General features: G+C 67.4%; 16 protein-coding genes and 1 tRNA gene. 7 read left to right on the top strand and 10 right to left on the bottom strand.

All coding sequences use genetic code 11. The features are described from left to right. Window positions 1-41: 41 nt before the first annotated feature. Genes QRN40_RS05425 through QRN40_RS05415 form a run of 3 tightly spaced genes read right to left on the bottom strand, consistent with a single transcriptional unit; the run spans window position 42 to window position 3,284 of the window. Window positions 42-1,388: an ABC transporter substrate-binding protein gene (locus QRN40_RS05425; RefSeq protein WP_285114487.1), complete on the bottom strand. Its 1,347-nt coding sequence runs from the start codon at window positions 1,386-1,388 to the stop codon at window positions 42-44. 37 nt (window positions 1,389-1,425) lie between these two features. Beyond that, the gene (locus tag QRN40_RS05420; RefSeq protein WP_285114486.1) at window positions 1,426-2,361 is read right to left on the bottom strand and encodes a carbohydrate ABC transporter permease; all 936 of its coding nucleotides are present in this window, start codon (window positions 2,359-2,361) and stop codon (window positions 1,426-1,428) included. Continuing rightward, window positions 2,361-3,284: a carbohydrate ABC transporter permease gene (locus QRN40_RS05415; RefSeq protein WP_285114485.1), complete on the bottom strand. Its 924-nt coding sequence runs from the start codon at window positions 3,282-3,284 to the stop codon at window positions 2,361-2,363. The genes QRN40_RS05420 and QRN40_RS05415 overlap by 1 nt, the downstream gene beginning before the upstream one ends. A gap of 121 nt (window positions 3,285-3,405) precedes the next feature. Between QRN40_RS05415 and QRN40_RS05410 the strand changes: the two genes are divergently transcribed. Continuing rightward, complete coding sequence (locus QRN40_RS05410) at window positions 3,406-4,467, top strand: LacI family DNA-binding transcriptional regulator (RefSeq protein WP_285114484.1); 1,062 nt, start codon at window positions 3,406-3,408, stop codon at window positions 4,465-4,467. Here the strand turns inward: QRN40_RS05410 and QRN40_RS05405 are convergent. The 4 genes from QRN40_RS05405 to QRN40_RS05390 all read right to left on the bottom strand — a co-directional run bounded on the left by QRN40_RS05405 (window position 4,464) and on the right by QRN40_RS05390 (window position 8,820). Further along, complete coding sequence (locus QRN40_RS05405) at window positions 4,464-5,051, bottom strand: TetR/AcrR family transcriptional regulator (RefSeq protein WP_285114483.1); 588 nt, start codon at window positions 5,049-5,051, stop codon at window positions 4,464-4,466. The genes QRN40_RS05410 and QRN40_RS05405 overlap by 4 nt on opposite strands. A 97-nt stretch (window positions 5,052-5,148) precedes the next feature. Continuing rightward, entirely contained in the window at window positions 5,149-5,421 is a 273-nt protein-coding gene (locus QRN40_RS05400) for a hypothetical protein (protein WP_285114482.1), read from the bottom strand. 155 nt (window positions 5,422-5,576) lie between these two features. Further along, window positions 5,577-7,076 (bottom strand): SGNH/GDSL hydrolase family protein, encoded by a 1,500-nt coding sequence (locus QRN40_RS05395; protein WP_285114481.1) that lies wholly within the window; start codon window positions 7,074-7,076, stop codon window positions 5,577-5,579. A 403-nt stretch (window positions 7,077-7,479) separates the two neighbouring features. Beyond that, window positions 7,480-8,820 (bottom strand): glycosyltransferase, encoded by a 1,341-nt coding sequence (locus tag QRN40_RS05390; protein WP_285114480.1) that lies wholly within the window; start codon window positions 8,818-8,820, stop codon window positions 7,480-7,482. A gap of 413 nt (window positions 8,821-9,233) precedes the next feature. On the opposite strand from QRN40_RS05390, the gene QRN40_RS05385 reads away from it, so the two are divergent. The 5 genes from QRN40_RS05385 to QRN40_RS05365 all read left to right on the top strand — a co-directional run bounded on the left by QRN40_RS05385 (window position 9,234) and on the right by QRN40_RS05365 (window position 13,517). Beyond that, window positions 9,234-10,778: a hypothetical protein gene (locus tag QRN40_RS05385; RefSeq protein WP_285114479.1), complete on the top strand. Its 1,545-nt coding sequence runs from the start codon at window positions 9,234-9,236 to the stop codon at window positions 10,776-10,778. Between the two features lie 59 nt (window positions 10,779-10,837). Continuing rightward, the gene (locus QRN40_RS05380) at window positions 10,838-11,002 is read left to right on the top strand and encodes a hypothetical protein (RefSeq protein WP_285114478.1); all 165 of its coding nucleotides are present in this window, start codon (window positions 10,838-10,840) and stop codon (window positions 11,000-11,002) included. A gap of 165 nt (window positions 11,003-11,167) precedes the next feature. Further along, window positions 11,168-11,977: a chymotrypsin family serine protease gene (locus QRN40_RS05375; protein ID WP_285114477.1), complete on the top strand. Its 810-nt coding sequence runs from the start codon at window positions 11,168-11,170 to the stop codon at window positions 11,975-11,977. Between the two features lie 159 nt (window positions 11,978-12,136). Beyond that, entirely contained in the window at window positions 12,137-12,748 is a 612-nt protein-coding gene (locus QRN40_RS05370) for a hypothetical protein (protein WP_285114476.1), read from the top strand. A 118-nt stretch (window positions 12,749-12,866) separates the two neighbouring features. Further along, the gene (locus QRN40_RS05365; RefSeq protein ID WP_285114475.1) at window positions 12,867-13,517 is read left to right on the top strand and encodes a class F sortase; all 651 of its coding nucleotides are present in this window, start codon (window positions 12,867-12,869) and stop codon (window positions 13,515-13,517) included. A gap of 105 nt (window positions 13,518-13,622) precedes the next feature. Here the strand turns inward: QRN40_RS05365 and QRN40_RS05360 are convergent. The 3 genes from QRN40_RS05360 to QRN40_RS05350 form a co-directional block, all read right to left on the bottom strand. Then, window positions 13,623-13,695, bottom strand: a tRNA-Arg gene (locus tag QRN40_RS05360). Between the two features lie 28 nt (window positions 13,696-13,723). Then, window positions 13,724-14,110 (bottom strand): MmcQ/YjbR family DNA-binding protein, encoded by a 387-nt coding sequence (locus QRN40_RS05355; protein WP_285114474.1) that lies wholly within the window; start codon window positions 14,108-14,110, stop codon window positions 13,724-13,726. Next, window positions 14,110-14,889: a dienelactone hydrolase family protein gene (locus QRN40_RS05350; protein ID WP_285114473.1), complete on the bottom strand. Its 780-nt coding sequence runs from the start codon at window positions 14,887-14,889 to the stop codon at window positions 14,110-14,112. Before QRN40_RS05350 ends, QRN40_RS05355 begins: the two co-directional genes overlap by 1 nt. Before the next feature lie 171 nt (window positions 14,890-15,060). Here QRN40_RS05350 and QRN40_RS05345 point away from each other — a divergent pair, with 171 nt between their 5' ends. Further along, entirely contained in the window at window positions 15,061-15,354 is a 294-nt protein-coding gene (locus QRN40_RS05345; RefSeq protein WP_285114472.1) for a GNAT family N-acetyltransferase, read from the top strand. Window positions 15,355-15,356 lie beyond the last annotated feature (2 nt).

Below are 15,356 nucleotides of genomic sequence, written 5' to 3'. Positions count from 1 at the left end.
GGCGTGGCCGGCCGCGACGTGCGCGGCCGGCCACGTTCGTGCTACTTGCCGGTGACCGTGAAGCCCTGCTGGTTGCCGTACTCGACCAGCGCCTTCTGCCAGGCCTTCAGGCCCGGGTCGAGGCTGGAGTTCGAGGTGTACGACTGGCCGACGGTGTCGCCGAAGATGCTGTTCGCGTAGACCTGGAACGGCAGGTACTGCCAGCCGGTGGAGACGTTCTTCGCGCCGTCGACGAGAACCTCGTTGATCTTCTGGCCGCCGAAGTAGTCGGGCGCGGACGCGAGGAAGTCGGACGAGTTCAGGTCCTTCGTGGTCGACGGGAAGCCGCCGGACTGCAGGAAGACCTTGATGCTGTCCTCGTCGTTGTTCAGCCACTTCAGAAAGCCGGCCGCGAGCGCCTGGTTCTTGCTCTGCTTGAGCACGACCTGGCCGCCGCCGCCGTTCTCGGCGTTGCTGGGGGTCCCGTCGTAGGTCGGGACCGGCGCGACGCGCCACTGCCCGGCGCCGTCCTTCACCGACGACTCCAGCACACCGGGCATCCACGCTCCGGTCACCAGGGTCGCGATGGAGCCGTTGCCCAGTGCCTTGAACCAGTCGTCGCTCCACCCGGGGACGCTCGAGAGCAGCTTGCCCTCGACGAGCTTGTCCCAGGTGCCCGTCCACTTCTTCGTGCCGTCGTCCTGCAGGTCGATCGTCGCCTTGGTGCCGTTCACCGAGAACGGACGGCCGCCGGCCTGCCAGATCATCGAGGTGGTGAAGCCGGAGTCGCCCGAGTCGCTGGTGATGTAGGCGTTGGGGTCGGCCGCGTGCAGCTTCTGCGCGGCGGCGACGTACTCGTCCCACGTCTTCGGGACGGCGATGCCGTGCTTGTCGAAGACGGTCTTGTTGTAGAACATCGCCATGGGACCGGAGTCCTGCGGGAGGCCCACGAGCTTGCCGTCCACGTTGACCGAGCCCCAGGGGCCCGGGGTGTAGTCGCCCTTGAGCTTGTCGAAGCCGTACTGCTTCAGGTCGACGAGGGAGTCGGACAGGGCGAACTGCGGGATGGCGTAGTACTCGACCTGCGCGACATCCGGACCGCCGGAGCCTGCCTTGATCGCGTTCTGCAGCTTCGTGTACTCGGTGGTGTTGGTGCCGGCGTTCACCAGCTTGACCTTCACCTTCGGGTACTGCTTCTCGAACGCGGCGACCTGGGCCTCCGCCGACGGGGTCCACGACCAGTAGGTGATCGTCCCGCCCTGCTTGAGGGCTGCGTCGATGTCCGAGGCGCTTCCGCCGCCCGACGAGGTGCCGCCGGAGCAGGCGGCGAGCGAGACGCCGACGACGGCGCTGACGACCGCCGCGGTGACGAGCCGGCGGAGGTGCCGGGACGCGAGTGTGCGCTTCATGAGCTTCCTTTCACTTCTTTGTGGAATGCGATTGCGGTTACTGCTTGACGCTTCCGGCGGCCAGGCCCGACTGCCAGTAGCGCTGGAGCACCAGGAACGCGGCCACGATCGGGACGATCGTGATGAGGGATCCGGTGATCACGAGGTTGAAGATCGGCTGGGCGCCGACCCCGGTCGCCTGCGCGCTCCACTGGCTGAGTCCGACCGTCAGCGGGTACCAGGTCGGATCGCTCAGCATGATGAGCGGCAGGAAGTAGTTGTTCCAGGTGGCGACGATCGCGAAGAGCGCGACCGTGACGATCCCGGGGGCGAGGAGCCGCAGCGAGATCGTGAAGAACGTGCGGAACTCCCCGGCGCCGTCCATCCTCGCCGCCTCGAGCAGCTCGGTGGGGACGGCCTCCGTCGCATACGTCCAGATCAGGTACAGCCCGAAGGGGCTGATCAGCGAGGGCAGGATGATCGCCCACGGGGTGTTGGTGAGCCCGGCCTGGCTGAACATCAGGAAGGTCGGGACGGCCAGCGCGGTCCCCGGGACCGCGATCGCGCCCAGGATGACGGCGAAGACGGCCCGCTTGCCGGGGAAGTCGTACTTCGCCAGTCCGTAACCGGCGACCGTGGCGAGCAGGGTCGCACCGCCCGCACCGACAACCACGTAGAGCAGCGTGTTGCCGAGCCACTGCACGAAGATGCCGCCGCGATACGTGAAGGTGTCCGCGATGTTCTGAAAGAGGGTGAAGTCCTTGCCGAACCACAGCCCGAAGGACGAGTACAGGTCCGGCTGGCTCTTCGTCGCGTTCACGACCAGCCAGATCAGCGGGACGAGTGAGTAAATGACGAACAGCACCATGACGATCGTCAGGACCGGCGACTTGCGCACGCGGCGGTCGGAGGATGCTCCGGCGCGGACGCGCGCGGCGGCCCGCGACGGCGGCTTGCGGGTGCGCGTGCTCCTGGTGTCGGTGACCGCGGCCATCAGCGGAGCTCCTTCCTGGTGCCGCGCAGTTGCACGACGTAGGCGATCACGGCCGTGAAGACGCCCATCACGATCGCCACCGTCGCGGCGTAGTTGAACTGCTGCCCGGCGAACGAGAGGTTGTAGGCGTACATGTTCGGGGTGAAGTAGCTGCTGATCGCGTTGGGTGCGAGCTGCTTGAGCAGGTTCGGCTCATTGAAGAGCTGGAAGCTGCCGATGATCGAGAAGATCGTCGCGATCACCAGTGCACCGCGGATGGCGGGCAGCTTGATGCTGAACACCGTGCGGAACGCGCCCGCGCCGTCGATCTCGGCCGCTTCGTACAGTTCCGCCGGGATGACGCGGAGCGCCGCGTAGAAGATGAGCATGTTGTAGCCCATGAACTCCCAGGTCACGATGTTGCCGATGGAGGCGAGCACCCACTGCCCGCTCAGCGGCGCGAGGCCCGTGCCGAGCAACTGGTTGACGCCGGCGGTCAGCCCGAACTGGTCGCCGTAGATGAATCCCCAGATGAGGGCGGCCACGACGCTCGGGACGGCGTAGGGGAGGAACAGCGCGATCCGGAAGAATCCGGCGCCGTGCAGGCGGGCGCTGTCGAGGGCGAGCGCGGCGATCAACGACAGGGCAAGCATCACCGGGACCTGCACGAGCAGGAACAGCGCGACGCGACCGAGCGAGGTCCAGAACTTGTCGTCCTGGAGGACGGCGAGGTAGTTGCCGAGTCCGACGAAGGCGTTGCCGCCGATGAGCTGCTGGCGGAACAGGCTCAGGTAGAGCGCGTAGAGCACCGGAGCGATGATCATCGCCGCGAAGACGACCATGAAGGGTGCGACGAAGGCCCAGCCGCGCCAGTCGCGGCGGGTGCGACGGAGGCTGCGGGCACCTCCCGGTGCGGTCGACTGCGTGAGAGACGTCGTTGTCATTTCTTCCCCGGGTTCTGGGTCGGTTCGGATGTTTACGTCAACATCGTGGGCGCTACTCTAACATGTTGACGTCAACACAGTGCAAGTCTCTGGGATGCTATGAACGCAATGAAGGTGTGGAATGACTGAGCCGGTCGCCGCGATCACGTCCGCCGGATCGGCCCGCAAGCGCGGGCCGTCCCTGGGCGATGTCGCCGCGCACGCGGGCGTCTCGACGCAGACCGTCTCGCGCGTCGCGAACGGGCTGACGAACGTGGAGGAGTCCACCCGGCGCCGCGTCCTCGACTCCATGCAGGCGCTGGGCTACCGGCCCAACCGCGCCGCGCGCGCCCTGCGCTCCGGGCGGTTCCGGAACATCGGCGTGATGATGTTCACCCTGTCCTCCTACGGCAACATGCGCACCCTGGACGCGATCGCCGTCTCGGCCGCCAAGGCGGGGTACTCGATCACCGTCGTCCCGGTCGAACAGCCGACGCAGCGCGACGTGAGCGCCGCGTTCAGCCGACTCCTCGAGCAGGCTGTCGACGGCATCATCGTCGTGCTGGAGGCGCACATCGCGGACCGCTCCGATGTCGAGCTCCCGTCCGGCCTCTCGGTCGTCGTGGTCGACTCCACCGAACGCCGGGACTATCCGCAGGTCGACACGGACCAGGCGGATGGCGCCCGCCAGGCGACGGAGCACCTGCTCGAGCTCGGGCATCGCACGGTGTGGCACATCTCCGGACCAGCGGAGTCGTACTCGGCCGCCCGGCGCGAGGAGTCGTGGCGCAGGACGCTCGAGGAGGCCGGCGCGCCGGTCCCGGAGGTGCTCCGCGGCGACTGGTCCACGGCGGCGGGCTACCGCCATGGACAGGAGATCGCCTCCCGCCCGGAGATCACGGCCGTGTTCGCCGCGAACGACCAGATGGCGCTCGGGGTGTTGCGCGCCCTCCACGAGGCGGGCCGGCGCGTGCCGGAGGATGTCAGCGTGGTCGGCTTCGACGACATGGCCGAGTCCGATTCGTTCTGGCCGCCGCTGACGACCATCCACCAGGAGTTCGAGGCGATCGGCCGCCGCGCGCTGGAACTGCTGATCGCCGAGATCGAGGGTCACCCGGAGCCCGTGCGGTCGTCCGTGATGGAGACCCGGCTGGTAGTCCGCGCGAGCACGGCGCCGCCGGCGGTCGCCGCGCCCGATGCCTAGGGGAACGCGAGAAGCGCCCGCTCGACGACCCGCATGAGGGATGCGCGGGACGCCCCGGCCGACGCCTGGACCGCGAGCCCCGTGCTCACCGTCGACAGGTACTTGGCGAGTTCGTCCGGTCGCTCGTCCGCGTCGAGGTCTCCCTCCGCGATCGCGCGCCGGAACCGCTCGGCGAGCCGCCGCTCCCCGGCATCCCTGCTGTCGGCGAGGAACCGGACGATCCGCTCGTCCTCCGGGCTGCCGGAGAGCCCGCCCTGGATCGAGAGGCACCCGGGCGGCCGGCCCGGCATCGTGATCGCGGCGACGTTGCTCCGGAGGTAGTGCTCGGCGACGGCGCGAGCGGTGGGCTGCTCCAGCGCCTCCCCGACGTAGGCCATGTCGATCTCGGCGTACCGCTCGACGGCCCGGCGGAAGGTCGCCTCCTTGTTGCCGAAGGCCGCGTACAGGCTGGGCCGGTTGATGCCCATCGCGGTGGTGAGGTCGTCGAGCGTGGTGCCCTCGTAGCCTTGCCGCCAGAACACCTCGACGGCGCGGTCGAGCGCCTCGTCCGTGTCGAATCCGCGTGGTCTGCCCCGTGCGGCCATGAGCGTCCTGCTTTCTGTACTGAGCCGGACTAAATCCTCTCACGCGTGTCCGTGCAGGCGCAGCGATTCCGCCCAGGGCGCCGACTCGGGCCGGTGATCACCGCGCGCTGATCGGCTGCGTGATGAAGGTGCGCAGGTAGCTGGAGAACCGCTCGGTGGGTCCGGTCGTCGAGCGCAGGTGAAGGATGGTGCGGGTCAACGCTGTGATCGACACATCCGCCGTCACGGCCCGGGGGTGGTGGGTCCGGGTGAGGTGCTCGGACCAGTCGTGGTAACGCCCGAACAGCTCGGCCGCCGCGTCGGGGTTCTTCGCCCGCAGCATCCGGATGAGGTCCTGGTCGGAGATGTGGTGCATGGTCGCGTCCGTCATGAGGGCTCCTTAGGTGGTGGGGGAGGGGTGCTCCCACCCTCTTCGGCACGGTGCCGCGGCCACCTGGGGGCAACTACCTAGACGCTGCCGAGAATGTCTGCATCACCCGACGGCGTCGGGCCGCCGTGAGGTTCCGACGACGGCCCGCCGTCGGGCTAGGAGAGTCTCTGCTGCTCGTTGGTCCCCGTCACGGTGAGGGTGACCGTGTCCGTGGCTTGGAGGGTCACCAGTTGGGTGTAAACGCGGTAACCGCCTCCGCCTCGAACCTGCAGGTAGTAAGCGGACTGCCCGACGATGCTGGCCGCGTAATCGCCGTTGATGCGCGCGGAGATGTCCGGCGTGGTTTCGAGGGTGTTGACCGGGACCCAGATCTGGAGCTCGTAAGTGTTGCCACTGATGTGCACGACCTGGCCGGTGACGCCTCGGAACGAGGTCGGTAGAGCGCTGAGCACCTGACGTGATCCGTCTGCGGTTTTCAGCTCGACGACGTCTCCCTGGCTCATCGTGATGGTCTGAGAGTAGACGCGGTAGCCGTTCGCGGCGCGTACGCCGAGGTACCAGCCGAACTCGCCCTGGACATGGGCGAGGTAGCTTTCGTTCTTCCATGCGGTCACGGTGGGTGTGGAACTCAGGGTCGCGCCGGGAACCAGGATCTGCAGCTCGTACTCGTCGCCGCCCTGGGGGATGAGTTGGCCCCGCACGCCACCGAACGCCTGCTGTGTGTTGAGGGCCGACGTGACGGCCTGTCCCAGGAATTTCAGGCCCGACGAATTCGGATGGAGAGCGCTCGCGTCAGGCGAGAAGCCGGTGATGGTGAGGGGGTTGATGTAGGGGGTGTTGGAGGCAGAGCACGCGGTATGGTCGGCCGCTGCGGTCATCAACGACAGGTACTGGGCGCCGCTGGCTTCGGCGGCCAGTTCGTATTGCGCGTCCATCGCACGCTGGACCGAGTTCAGCCATTCCAGATCGGTGGTGACGAACGGGAAGCTGGTTCCATTCAGAGCGAGCCGCGAGAAACATCCTCCGGCGGGAGTGTGCGCGGCGTCCGGCGTCAAAGGGAGGTAGCCCACCACCAGGATCCGCGCGCTCGGGTACGTCGAACGCAGCTGAGTGAGTGTGGATGTCAGATGCGGGAGCACCGTCGTCGCCAGTCGGCTGGCCAGGTTGTTCTCTCCGCCGGCTGAATATCGAGCCGCGCAGGAGGGTTCACCGCTCGTGAGCGGGCCGCTGGCCGAGCTCGCTATGCACGAACTCGCGATCGCCGATAACCCGAGATCGTTGGCGCCCATCGTCAGCGTGATCGTCCCGACCGAGTTGCCGGGAGCGCCGGCCTGTGCGGGCCGACCGGCAGTGGATGTCGCGAACACGTCGCCTAAGACGGCACCCGAGCAGGTGTTGTCGGTCAGTGTGAGCCCAAGGTTCGTCGCGACTTGCGATGGGTAGTTGACGGAGGACTGCAGGCATCCGGCGTCCGTGCCCTTATGCCCATCGATGTCCTGGCCGGCCGCGTAGGAGTCGCCCAATGCGAGATAGCCCGAGGGGGCCGCCGCCGCCGGGGAGACCGCCCCCAGCGACACCGCAAGCACGGCCGCGGCCACCACCGGAGCCACCGTCGCCCGAATACGTTTACGAGTCATGAATCTGCCTTTCGTCACGCGGCGATCGAAATCCGATCACCTCAAGCGGACGGCCCACTCGGAAGCGCGCCGATACGCCTGTATTTACGTAGACGTCCCGGTCTACGGACGATGACGAATCACGGGTAAAGGACGCCCGGCAGCTCGCTCCGATCGGGACGGACGACAGCGAAGCCACTGAACGAGAATTCCTAGCGAGTCAGCGCCCCGCTACCTTCGCCGCCCAGCTGGCGAGGCCGAAGCTCGGCCGATCGAGAGGTGGGCATTCGCGTACGACAGAAGTCGGGATCGGACCGCGGTTGCAGCCCCATAGGTCGGGCAGTCAGCAGAGGTGAAGAGCTCGGCATTCAGCTGGATGTGCTGCACGAGCAGCGCCAATACCCACAACTTGAGGGGTATTGGCGCTGCGTCCGGGTCGGCTTCAGACTTGCGTGTCGACCAGCCCCGAGACCGGTGCTTCGACGGTGCGCTTCGTCTTGTCCCAGCCGTTCTTCCGCTGGATGATTCGGATGAGCGCCCCCCACGCGCAGATGTAGGAGAGGTAGTTCATCACGACGAACGAGTGACCGATGAGCAACGCACGCCAGGGTGAGCACTCGGGATCCCGGCGGAGGTAGACCCAGCTGGTGAACAACGCAGGAGCGAAGGTCAGGAGATACCAGGTCAAGACGGCCACGGTCACGGTCAGCGGTCCGACGACCACGGTCACGGACGACGCAACGGTGGTGAGCGACAGGAACAGCACCCAGTGGGAGAGGATCGACCAGGGCAGGTCGAAGATCCACGGAACGATCAGGTATCCGGTGAGTTCGAGGACCTTAGCCACGGAGAGCTTCGGGTTGGTCCAGATCTCGGGGAGTCGCTTGCCGGCCATCATGTGCCCCTGATACCAACGACGACGCTGGACGATGAGGCGCCGGAGGCTCTCGACCGCCTGCTGATCGACAGAGGCGAACGGCGTGGTGGTCAGTTCCCAGCCGTCGTTTGACAGGCTGACGGCAAGGTCGAGATCTTCGGTGAGCGAGGACGACCACGGCATGGCGTTCAGGCCCTCGAGCGCCGCCATGCGGGTGAACTGGCCGTTGCCACCGAGCGAGACCGTGCCGATCTTGCGACGTCCCACCTGCGTGACCGCCGACATCGACCAGAACTGGAAGTCCTGGAAGCGGGTGAGGAAGTTCTTGCTGCGGTTGCGGATTCGCACGGGCAGCTGAACCCCACCGACCTTCGGCTCCTCGAAAAGGGGGAGGACGTGGCTGAGGGCACCATCGGAGAGGCGCCCGTCTGCGTCCATGACCAGGATGATCACACGCGAGGTGTCCTGCTCTCGCTCGGCCACGAGACGCCGAACCAGTCGGTAGGCGTCGTTGAGCGCTTCGCCTTTACCGGTGCGCGCATCGGGCAGTTCCCGACGCAGGACGATCGTGTTCTCCCCGCCTTCGCGTCGTGCGATCTCGGACGTGCTGTCATCCGAGGCGTCGTCGATCACGATGGTCGTCACGCGAGCCCCGTTGCGGAGCGCGGCGACGGTCGGACCGATGACGGCTTCTTCGTTGAGACACGGGATCATCACGTAGACGTCGAAGGTCTCCGGGTTGTCGATGAAGGGGTCTTCATAACGGGTTCGGCTCTGATCGCCGAGCTTCGAGCCCAACTTGCGGTTCTCATGGATGCCGGCGCCCATCATTGCCAGGAAGTACACGAGCGAGAAGATCATGACGACCTGCGCGAGCGTGTTGAGGATGACGATGACGACGTCCATCTCACATCACCGCCAAGGGGTTCGTGAGCGCAGAAACGCTGATGCCGCAGAAGGGGAGAGGATGGGGAGTCCGCATGAGCTTGCCTGTTCTGTCGGGTGTCGAGAAGTGCTCGCAGGGCCCTCAAAACGTCCCTGCGGCAGACGCCTCAGTACAGAGCGTCCACTAATAGAGACTCGGTTCCGTACCGAATCTGTTGCGTGAACTCCTTCGGCTTCCGACGGCGGGCTTGATCGCATAGTCGGAGTCGACCGAGCCGGCGACGAGCCGCGCACGCACCGCTTGATCACCGCTTGGCGACAACGATTTCGTACTCGCGACGGTTGTCTGGCCGGCGGATCCTCGCCGTTTCTGAGTGTTCGCCGATTTTCCCCGAGGACGCGTCATCCGACCGCGCCATCGGCGTCTCTTCTCCATGACGGCACACACATCCGCCGTCCTTACCCCACTCAATTACTTCTTTCCCGAGGAAAAACACATGCGTACTCGAAACAAGTTCATCGTTGGCGTCTCCGCCGGCCTGCTGGCCAGCTGCGCCTTCGGCGCGGCCGCGAACGCCGCCCCTGCGCCCGCCGGCCAGTCGTTGGGCCTGACCGCCCAGCAGGCCATCGTCCAGACCGCCGCCGCGTCGACTGCTCCCGCCGTCACCGGCGCGGAGACCAGTGCTGCCCTCTACATCCTCGGATCGGACGGCCACATCTACAACTGGAACGGCTCGGAGGTCAAGTCGCCCGCCGGCCTCACGTTCACGTCGATTTCTGCGAGCCAGACCGTCGACGGGTCCAAGACCATCGTCATGGGCATCGCTTCCGACGGCTCCCTCTGGGTGGGAGAGTCGGTCAACAACACCATGACCAAGATCCCGCTTCCTGCCGGGGTGAAGGCCACCCAGACGTCGTATGGCGAATATGCCCTCGGCTCGGATGGGCAGGTCTATTTCTACTCCGGCCGCCAGCTAGTGTCGCAGTCTGGCCAGTCGTACACGTCCATCTCGGCAAGTCAGCGCACCACCGGTGCACCCGCCGTCCTCGCGATCGGCGTGGATGGCCTGGTCTACGCGAGCGACGCTACGAACACCAGCCTCGGGAAGTCGCCGATCTCGCCCCAGACCGCGACCGCGACAGCCGAAGCCCTGTACTTCCTCGGCACGAATGGCCAGGTTTACCGGGCGGACGGCGTGCAGCTCACCGCCCCCGCGGGAGTGACCTTCAAATCCATTTCCGGTGACCAGCGCGTTACCGCTAGCGGCGCAGTTCTTGCGATCGCGACCGACGGTACCGTGTATCAGAGCAACGCGACGAACACTGCCCTCGTCAAGGCGGCCGTTCCGGTCCCGGCAGTACAGACCGCTGCCGCGCTCTACGCTCTGGGAACCGACGGCAACATCTATCGCTACGACGGTGTGAAGATGTCTGCACCCGCTGGGGTCACCTTCACCAGCATCTCCGCGGACCAGCGATCCGATGGAACCCTTGCGGTGCTCGGCATTACGCCCGACGGGACGGTGTACCAGAGCAACGCCGATGGGACATTGACGCCGATCGTCCTCCCGCAGGCGCTGGTGGTCACTTCCCCGACCGCCGGTACCGACTACGCGAACGATGGCAAGGTTCCGTTCACCGGTACTGGTGTCCCGGGGGCGACGATCACGGTCAAGGACGCCAACGGCGACCCGGTGTGCACCACCGCCGTCGCCGGTGACGGCACCTGGTCCTGCCAGCCGGACGCGGGGGCCCTCAACCCGGACCCCAACGCCATCATCAAGGTCGAGCAGAACAACAAGGGCACGATCACCACCACGACCATCGCGCTGAACGTGGGCGACCCGCTGGTCGGCCCGATCGTCGAGCCGGGCGGTCTGCTGCTGCTCGGTCTCTTCGCAGCCGCCGGTCTCGGCACCGCAGGCGCGCTGAAGATCCGCAGCCGCCGCATCGCGACCCAGGCTGCCCCGCAGGCCTGACCCAACCGCCGGCCGGCCCATCACCACACGGTGGGCCGGCCGGCCTGAAAGGAACGACCATGTACGGAAATGTCGCCGGTATCGGTGTCATGGCTGGCGGCGCACTCGCCGTGACCGGCCTCTCAAGCGCAGGCTTCATCGTCATCGTCGGCAGCCTCCTCGTCGCCGGAGCCCTGCTCCTGCGCACGGGCCTGATCCGTCGTGATCAGCACACCACCGACTGACCGAACCCGAAACGCAAACTCCCGAAGGGGGGTTGCCCTCCCATCCCGAGGGCAACCCCCCTTCGTCTTTGGGTGTCACCGTCATAGTTGCGTGCCAGCCGCGTCCATACCAGTGAGACGCCGCCGCCGCACCGGGCGCCGCCGAGGAGGAAAAGGAGTCAACCCATGCAGAAAGTCAAAGCGAGCCGGAGCGGAATTCGTAGGGCCGCTGCTGGGTTGGCGATCGCGGCGGTGGTGGTGCTCGCGGGAGCCGGACCGGCTGTGGCTGCGAACGACTGGACCTGGAGCACCGCAACCCATCCGGCGGGTTCGGCGCAGGTGAACGGCGGTACTGCCGGTGGCGGTGTGTACCTGAGTCGCGGTGTCTACTTCCTGCCCGGCGTCGGCCACATGGACGGCCCGCTGGGCGCCGACCGGACCGAGATCGGCGCGGGGACCGGATTCCTGGGCCGCGTGGCCTACACCACCTACGCCGGTCACATCGTCTACCCGGATGCCGGGCTCATCTCCACAGGCACCCGACCGATTCCACCGATCATGCGGGTGTCGGCCGCCTGGCCGGACGCCCCGATCAGCGGTGTCGCTCATCCCGGCGACGTCGTTGCCGGGCAGCAGATCTGCCATTCCGGAAGTTCGGCACCGACGCTCGCCGCTGGGGGATTCCGGTGCGGCACCGTCAAGGAATCCTGCAAGGTCACCGACACCGGGTGCTACATGACCATACCGGTGGCAGGTGGCGACTCGGGCGGACCGGTGTGGTGGTACGACGGCCGCGGCGGCGTCACCCTCTACGGCTGGGTGTCGATGTTGTACCAGGACGCCAACGGCAAATTCTTGTTCTCCTCGTTTGTACCGGTGTGGGCGCTGCAAAACCATGTCTGGGCCGACAGCGAGTCCTGGAGCTCCTGGGGGTACCCGTCCGGCAACGACGGCACCGGCTGCTTCGTCACCACGTCCGGCTGCGTCCGCTCCTGAACCGCCTTGCTGGTAGGCCCCTGGACATCGGGGCGTGGCCCGTCAGGAGCGGGCAGCGCCGCAGTCTCTAAGGGGTGACAGATGGCTGATTGCCCAGCCGGTGTCGCGTCGGCTCTTCCGGGCCGCGCCGATCGGCGTCGAAGCTAAGGAGGCCTAACCATGGCAAGCACACTGACCACCCCCATCATCGGCCAGCCCGTCCGTCCCCGCTGGTTCACCCCGACCCGCGTGGTGCGGCTGCTGCTGGCCGCCGTCGTCATCGCCGCCGGCGTAGCGATCATGTTTTACAACGACGTCATCCGCCACGCCGAAGCCGCCCTCGTGGCGCTCGTCGCCAACCCGTTCACCGACGGCGGAGCACGCTCGGCGGGAGACGCGATCTTCTTCAAGTCCGCGGACGGCCCCTACGACGTCGCCCTGATCATCACCGAGCAGTGCTCGGTGTTCGTCATGCTCGGCCCATTCCTGATGCTGCTCGGGCTGCTCCTCGGTGTCACCCGCGTCCACCCGGTCCGCTGGCTGACCGCCGTGCTCGTCGGCGCCACCGCGCTGGTCGTCGTCAACGAAGCCCGACTCTGGTTCATCGTCGCCTCGACCCACACCTGGGGCGAGCACCCGGGATACGAACTCAGCCACGGCTTCATCGGCTCGGCGTTCGGCGTCCTCGGCTTCGTGATCGCCATGATCGTCGCCCTCGTCATCATCGCCCCGCGCAACCGGGTCACCCGCGCCCTTACCCGCGGCCGCCGCCGCGCCACCCCTGTCGCGTGAGCACCGCCACCGGTCCGGCCGACGCGACACCCCGACCCGCCGGCCGGACCGGTGGCGACCTGTCCCTCAGCGAACCCGATAACGACCGCCGCCACCGATCGCACCGAAACGAGCGCCCATGACCTCCACCCCACGCCGCCGCAGACGGTGGCCCCTAGCCCTCGCCGGGTTCGCACTCATCTGTGCGGCCGGAACTGTCGGCGCGCTCGCGCTCACCAACTCCAGCGCCGCCGGCTCCAGCCACTCACAGTTGCTCGACCTCCGCGGCGACCCCGTCGCAACCGAACAAGCCGACAAAGCGGCCGAGATCCCGCACGCCACCACGGACACCGGCATCCGACTCGCCATTCCCAGTGTCGGACTCGACGTCGAAGTCGACGAGATCGCCACCACCAGCCCCACCGTCGAACCGCCCGGATTCACAGCCGCGTATCACCTCACGAACTTGGGCACCGCGGTCAGCACACCCGACAACGGCGCCATCTTCCTCGTCACCCACTCGATCCGCGGCGGCGGACTCGCCCCCGGCAACTACCTCATCGACATCCCCCGCCAGACCTCGGCGCTACAGGCTGGAACCTCCATCACCCTCGGCGACCACACCTACACGGTCACCGGCAGCCATATCGTCCCGAAACCCCAGCTGGCCGCCGACGCCGCCACCTGGGAGAACCAGCCGGGCCGTCTCGTCATCATCACGTGCCTCCAGAACCCCCGGAACACCCCCTCGGAGAACAACCTCGTCCTCGAAGCGCAGCTCACCCACTGACCCTGCTTGCTCTGGCGGCGGCCGAGCACGCCACAGGTTCCCGGGCATAAGAAAAGCCCCGCAATTCCGAAGAATTGCGGGGCTTTCATACTGTCTCAACCAGTGTGCGCCACGAGGGATTCGAACCCCCAACCTTCTGATCCGTAGTCAGATGCTCTATCCGTTGAGCTAGTGGCGCATGGCCCGCACGCGGGCCGGATAGAAGCTTACATGACCGCATCCAGGACCGCCAATTGCCGCCGGAGCGCGACCTGGCGGTACGAGGTCTCGATCAGCTCGGCCGTCACCGCCGCATCCAGGGCCGTGCGGTCGAGGTCGATCGCCAGCCATCCGCTCGGTCCCCAGTACTTCGGGACGAACGCGCGGGGGTCCTCCCGCCAGGCGGGCGCCTCGGCCGGGTCGGGCTTGAAGACGAGGGTGTCGGGCCGGTCCATCGACGCTCCCAGCACCGCGAACGCCTTCCCCTTCTCTCCCGCCTTCCACGACGGCCGACCGTGGTTGAGGGTCTCCATAGCCTCGGGGAGCGCGAGGCAGAGGGCGCGCACGCGGGCGACGAGCGGGTCGCCGTCCTCGAACAGCCGGGGATGCTCCATCAGCGGAACACCTCGTCGAGGAAGCAGACAAGCGCCCGCCAGCTGCGTGCATCCGCGACCGGGCGGTACCGGTCCGTCCCGGGGATCGTGAACGCGTGCGGCGCACCGGAGTACGTGGTCACCTGCCAGTCCACGTGCGGCGCGCCGCGCAGCTCCTGCTGGAAGGCGGCGACGGCGTCGTCGGGCACGACCGGGTCGTCGCCTCCCGTCAGCACCAGCAAGGAGGCGGCGATCTGCGACGCGTCGGATGGGTCGTGCGCGATCAGGCCGCCGTGGAAGGATGCCACAGCGCGGACCGGCGCTCCGGTGCGCGCGAACTCGAGGGCCGCCGTTCCGCCGAAGCAGTACCCGATCACGGCGAGCCGGGCCGGGTCGACGGCGGGATGCTGCTGCAGCCAGCTGAACGCGGCGGCGACCCGGGAGCGCAGCAGCCCCAGGTCGCGGTAGTACTTGCCCGCCTCGGCCGGGGCATCGTCCCCGGTGGGGCGCACTCCCGCGCCGTACAGGTCGGCGGCGAAGGCGACGTAGCCGCGGCGGGCCAGCATCTGCGCGCGCATCCGCACGTTGTCGGCGACGCCGTGCCAATCGTGCAGCACCAGGACCGCCGGGCGTCGCTCGTCGGCTTGGACGTCGCGGGCCAGGTAGCCCTCGAGGGGCAGCCCTTCGTGCTCGTAGGTGATCGTCTCGGCCTCGATGACCGAGTGCTCGCCGATGGGCACCTGCTCGAGCAGGGCCTGGAAGGCGGGCGCGAGTGCGGGCGACGGATTGTCGATCGTCACAGTGGGTGCTCCAGGGTCGTCACATCGCACGGACGGCGGGTGCCGCCGGCGGCCGGGTCTGCTGTGACGTGGTCGCGGGATGCGCGGGGAGCCCGTCGGGTGCGGGTCGGGATCCCACAGCTTCACCATATCGCGGGTTCCCTGGCGACACGACGGACGTACCATGGGCCCATGGCCACGGAGTTCAGCGATCAGACGGATGCGAACCGTTACGCGATGCACATCGACGGCGAGCTCGTCGGAGTGCTCGACTACCGCATCCTGGGTGAGTCCATCTCGCTGACGCGCGCGTTCACCGTGCCGAAGTACCGCGGCAAGGGCTACGCGGCCCAGCTGGTGGAGTACGCGGTCGACGACATCGAGCAGAACGGCGCGCGGCACATCGTGCCGATGTGCTGGTACGTGGCCGACTGGTTCGAGGCCCACCCCGAGCGCGCTGCGCTGCTGCAGCGCCGCGCCGGCTGATC

Origin of the sequence: Leifsonia sp. fls2-241-R2A-40a (assembly GCF_030209575.1) — a bacterium.
Lineage (GTDB): Bacteria > Actinomycetota > Actinomycetes > Actinomycetales > Microbacteriaceae > Leifsonia.
The sequence above is the reverse complement of the archived record's forward strand: the minus strand, read 5'-3'. Positions and strand labels throughout refer to the sequence as shown.

Coding starts and splice junctions, on each gene's coding strand:
- QRN40_RS05400 (WP_285114482.1), bottom strand. CDS start 5,421: ATGACGGACGCGACCATGCACCACATCTCCGACCAGGACCTCATCCGG.
- QRN40_RS05415 (WP_285114485.1), bottom strand. CDS start 3,284: ATGACAACGACGTCTCTCACGCAGTCGACCGCACCGGGAGGTGCCCGC.
- QRN40_RS05355 (WP_285114474.1), bottom strand. CDS start 14,110: ATGGAGCATCCCCGGCTGTTCGAGGACGGCGACCCGCTCGTCGCCCGC.
- QRN40_RS05385 (WP_285114479.1), top strand. CDS start 9,234: ATGACGGCACACACATCCGCCGTCCTTACCCCACTCAATTACTTCTTT.
- QRN40_RS05375 (WP_285114477.1), top strand. CDS start 11,168: ATGCAGAAAGTCAAAGCGAGCCGGAGCGGAATTCGTAGGGCCGCTGCT.
- QRN40_RS05420 (WP_285114486.1), bottom strand. CDS start 2,361: ATGGCCGCGGTCACCGACACCAGGAGCACGCGCACCCGCAAGCCGCCG.
- QRN40_RS05410 (WP_285114484.1), top strand. CDS start 3,406: ATGACTGAGCCGGTCGCCGCGATCACGTCCGCCGGATCGGCCCGCAAG.
- QRN40_RS05405 (WP_285114483.1), bottom strand. CDS start 5,051: ATGGCCGCACGGGGCAGACCACGCGGATTCGACACGGACGAGGCGCTC.
- QRN40_RS05380 (WP_285114478.1), top strand. CDS start 10,838: ATGTACGGAAATGTCGCCGGTATCGGTGTCATGGCTGGCGGCGCACTC.
- QRN40_RS05425 (WP_285114487.1), bottom strand. CDS start 1,388: ATGAAGCGCACACTCGCGTCCCGGCACCTCCGCCGGCTCGTCACCGCG.
- QRN40_RS05390 (WP_285114480.1), bottom strand. CDS start 8,820: ATGGACGTCGTCATCGTCATCCTCAACACGCTCGCGCAGGTCGTCATG.
- QRN40_RS05345 (WP_285114472.1), top strand. CDS start 15,061: ATGGCCACGGAGTTCAGCGATCAGACGGATGCGAACCGTTACGCGATG.
- QRN40_RS05370 (WP_285114476.1), top strand. CDS start 12,137: ATGGCAAGCACACTGACCACCCCCATCATCGGCCAGCCCGTCCGTCCC.
- QRN40_RS05365 (WP_285114475.1), top strand. CDS start 12,867: ATGACCTCCACCCCACGCCGCCGCAGACGGTGGCCCCTAGCCCTCGCC.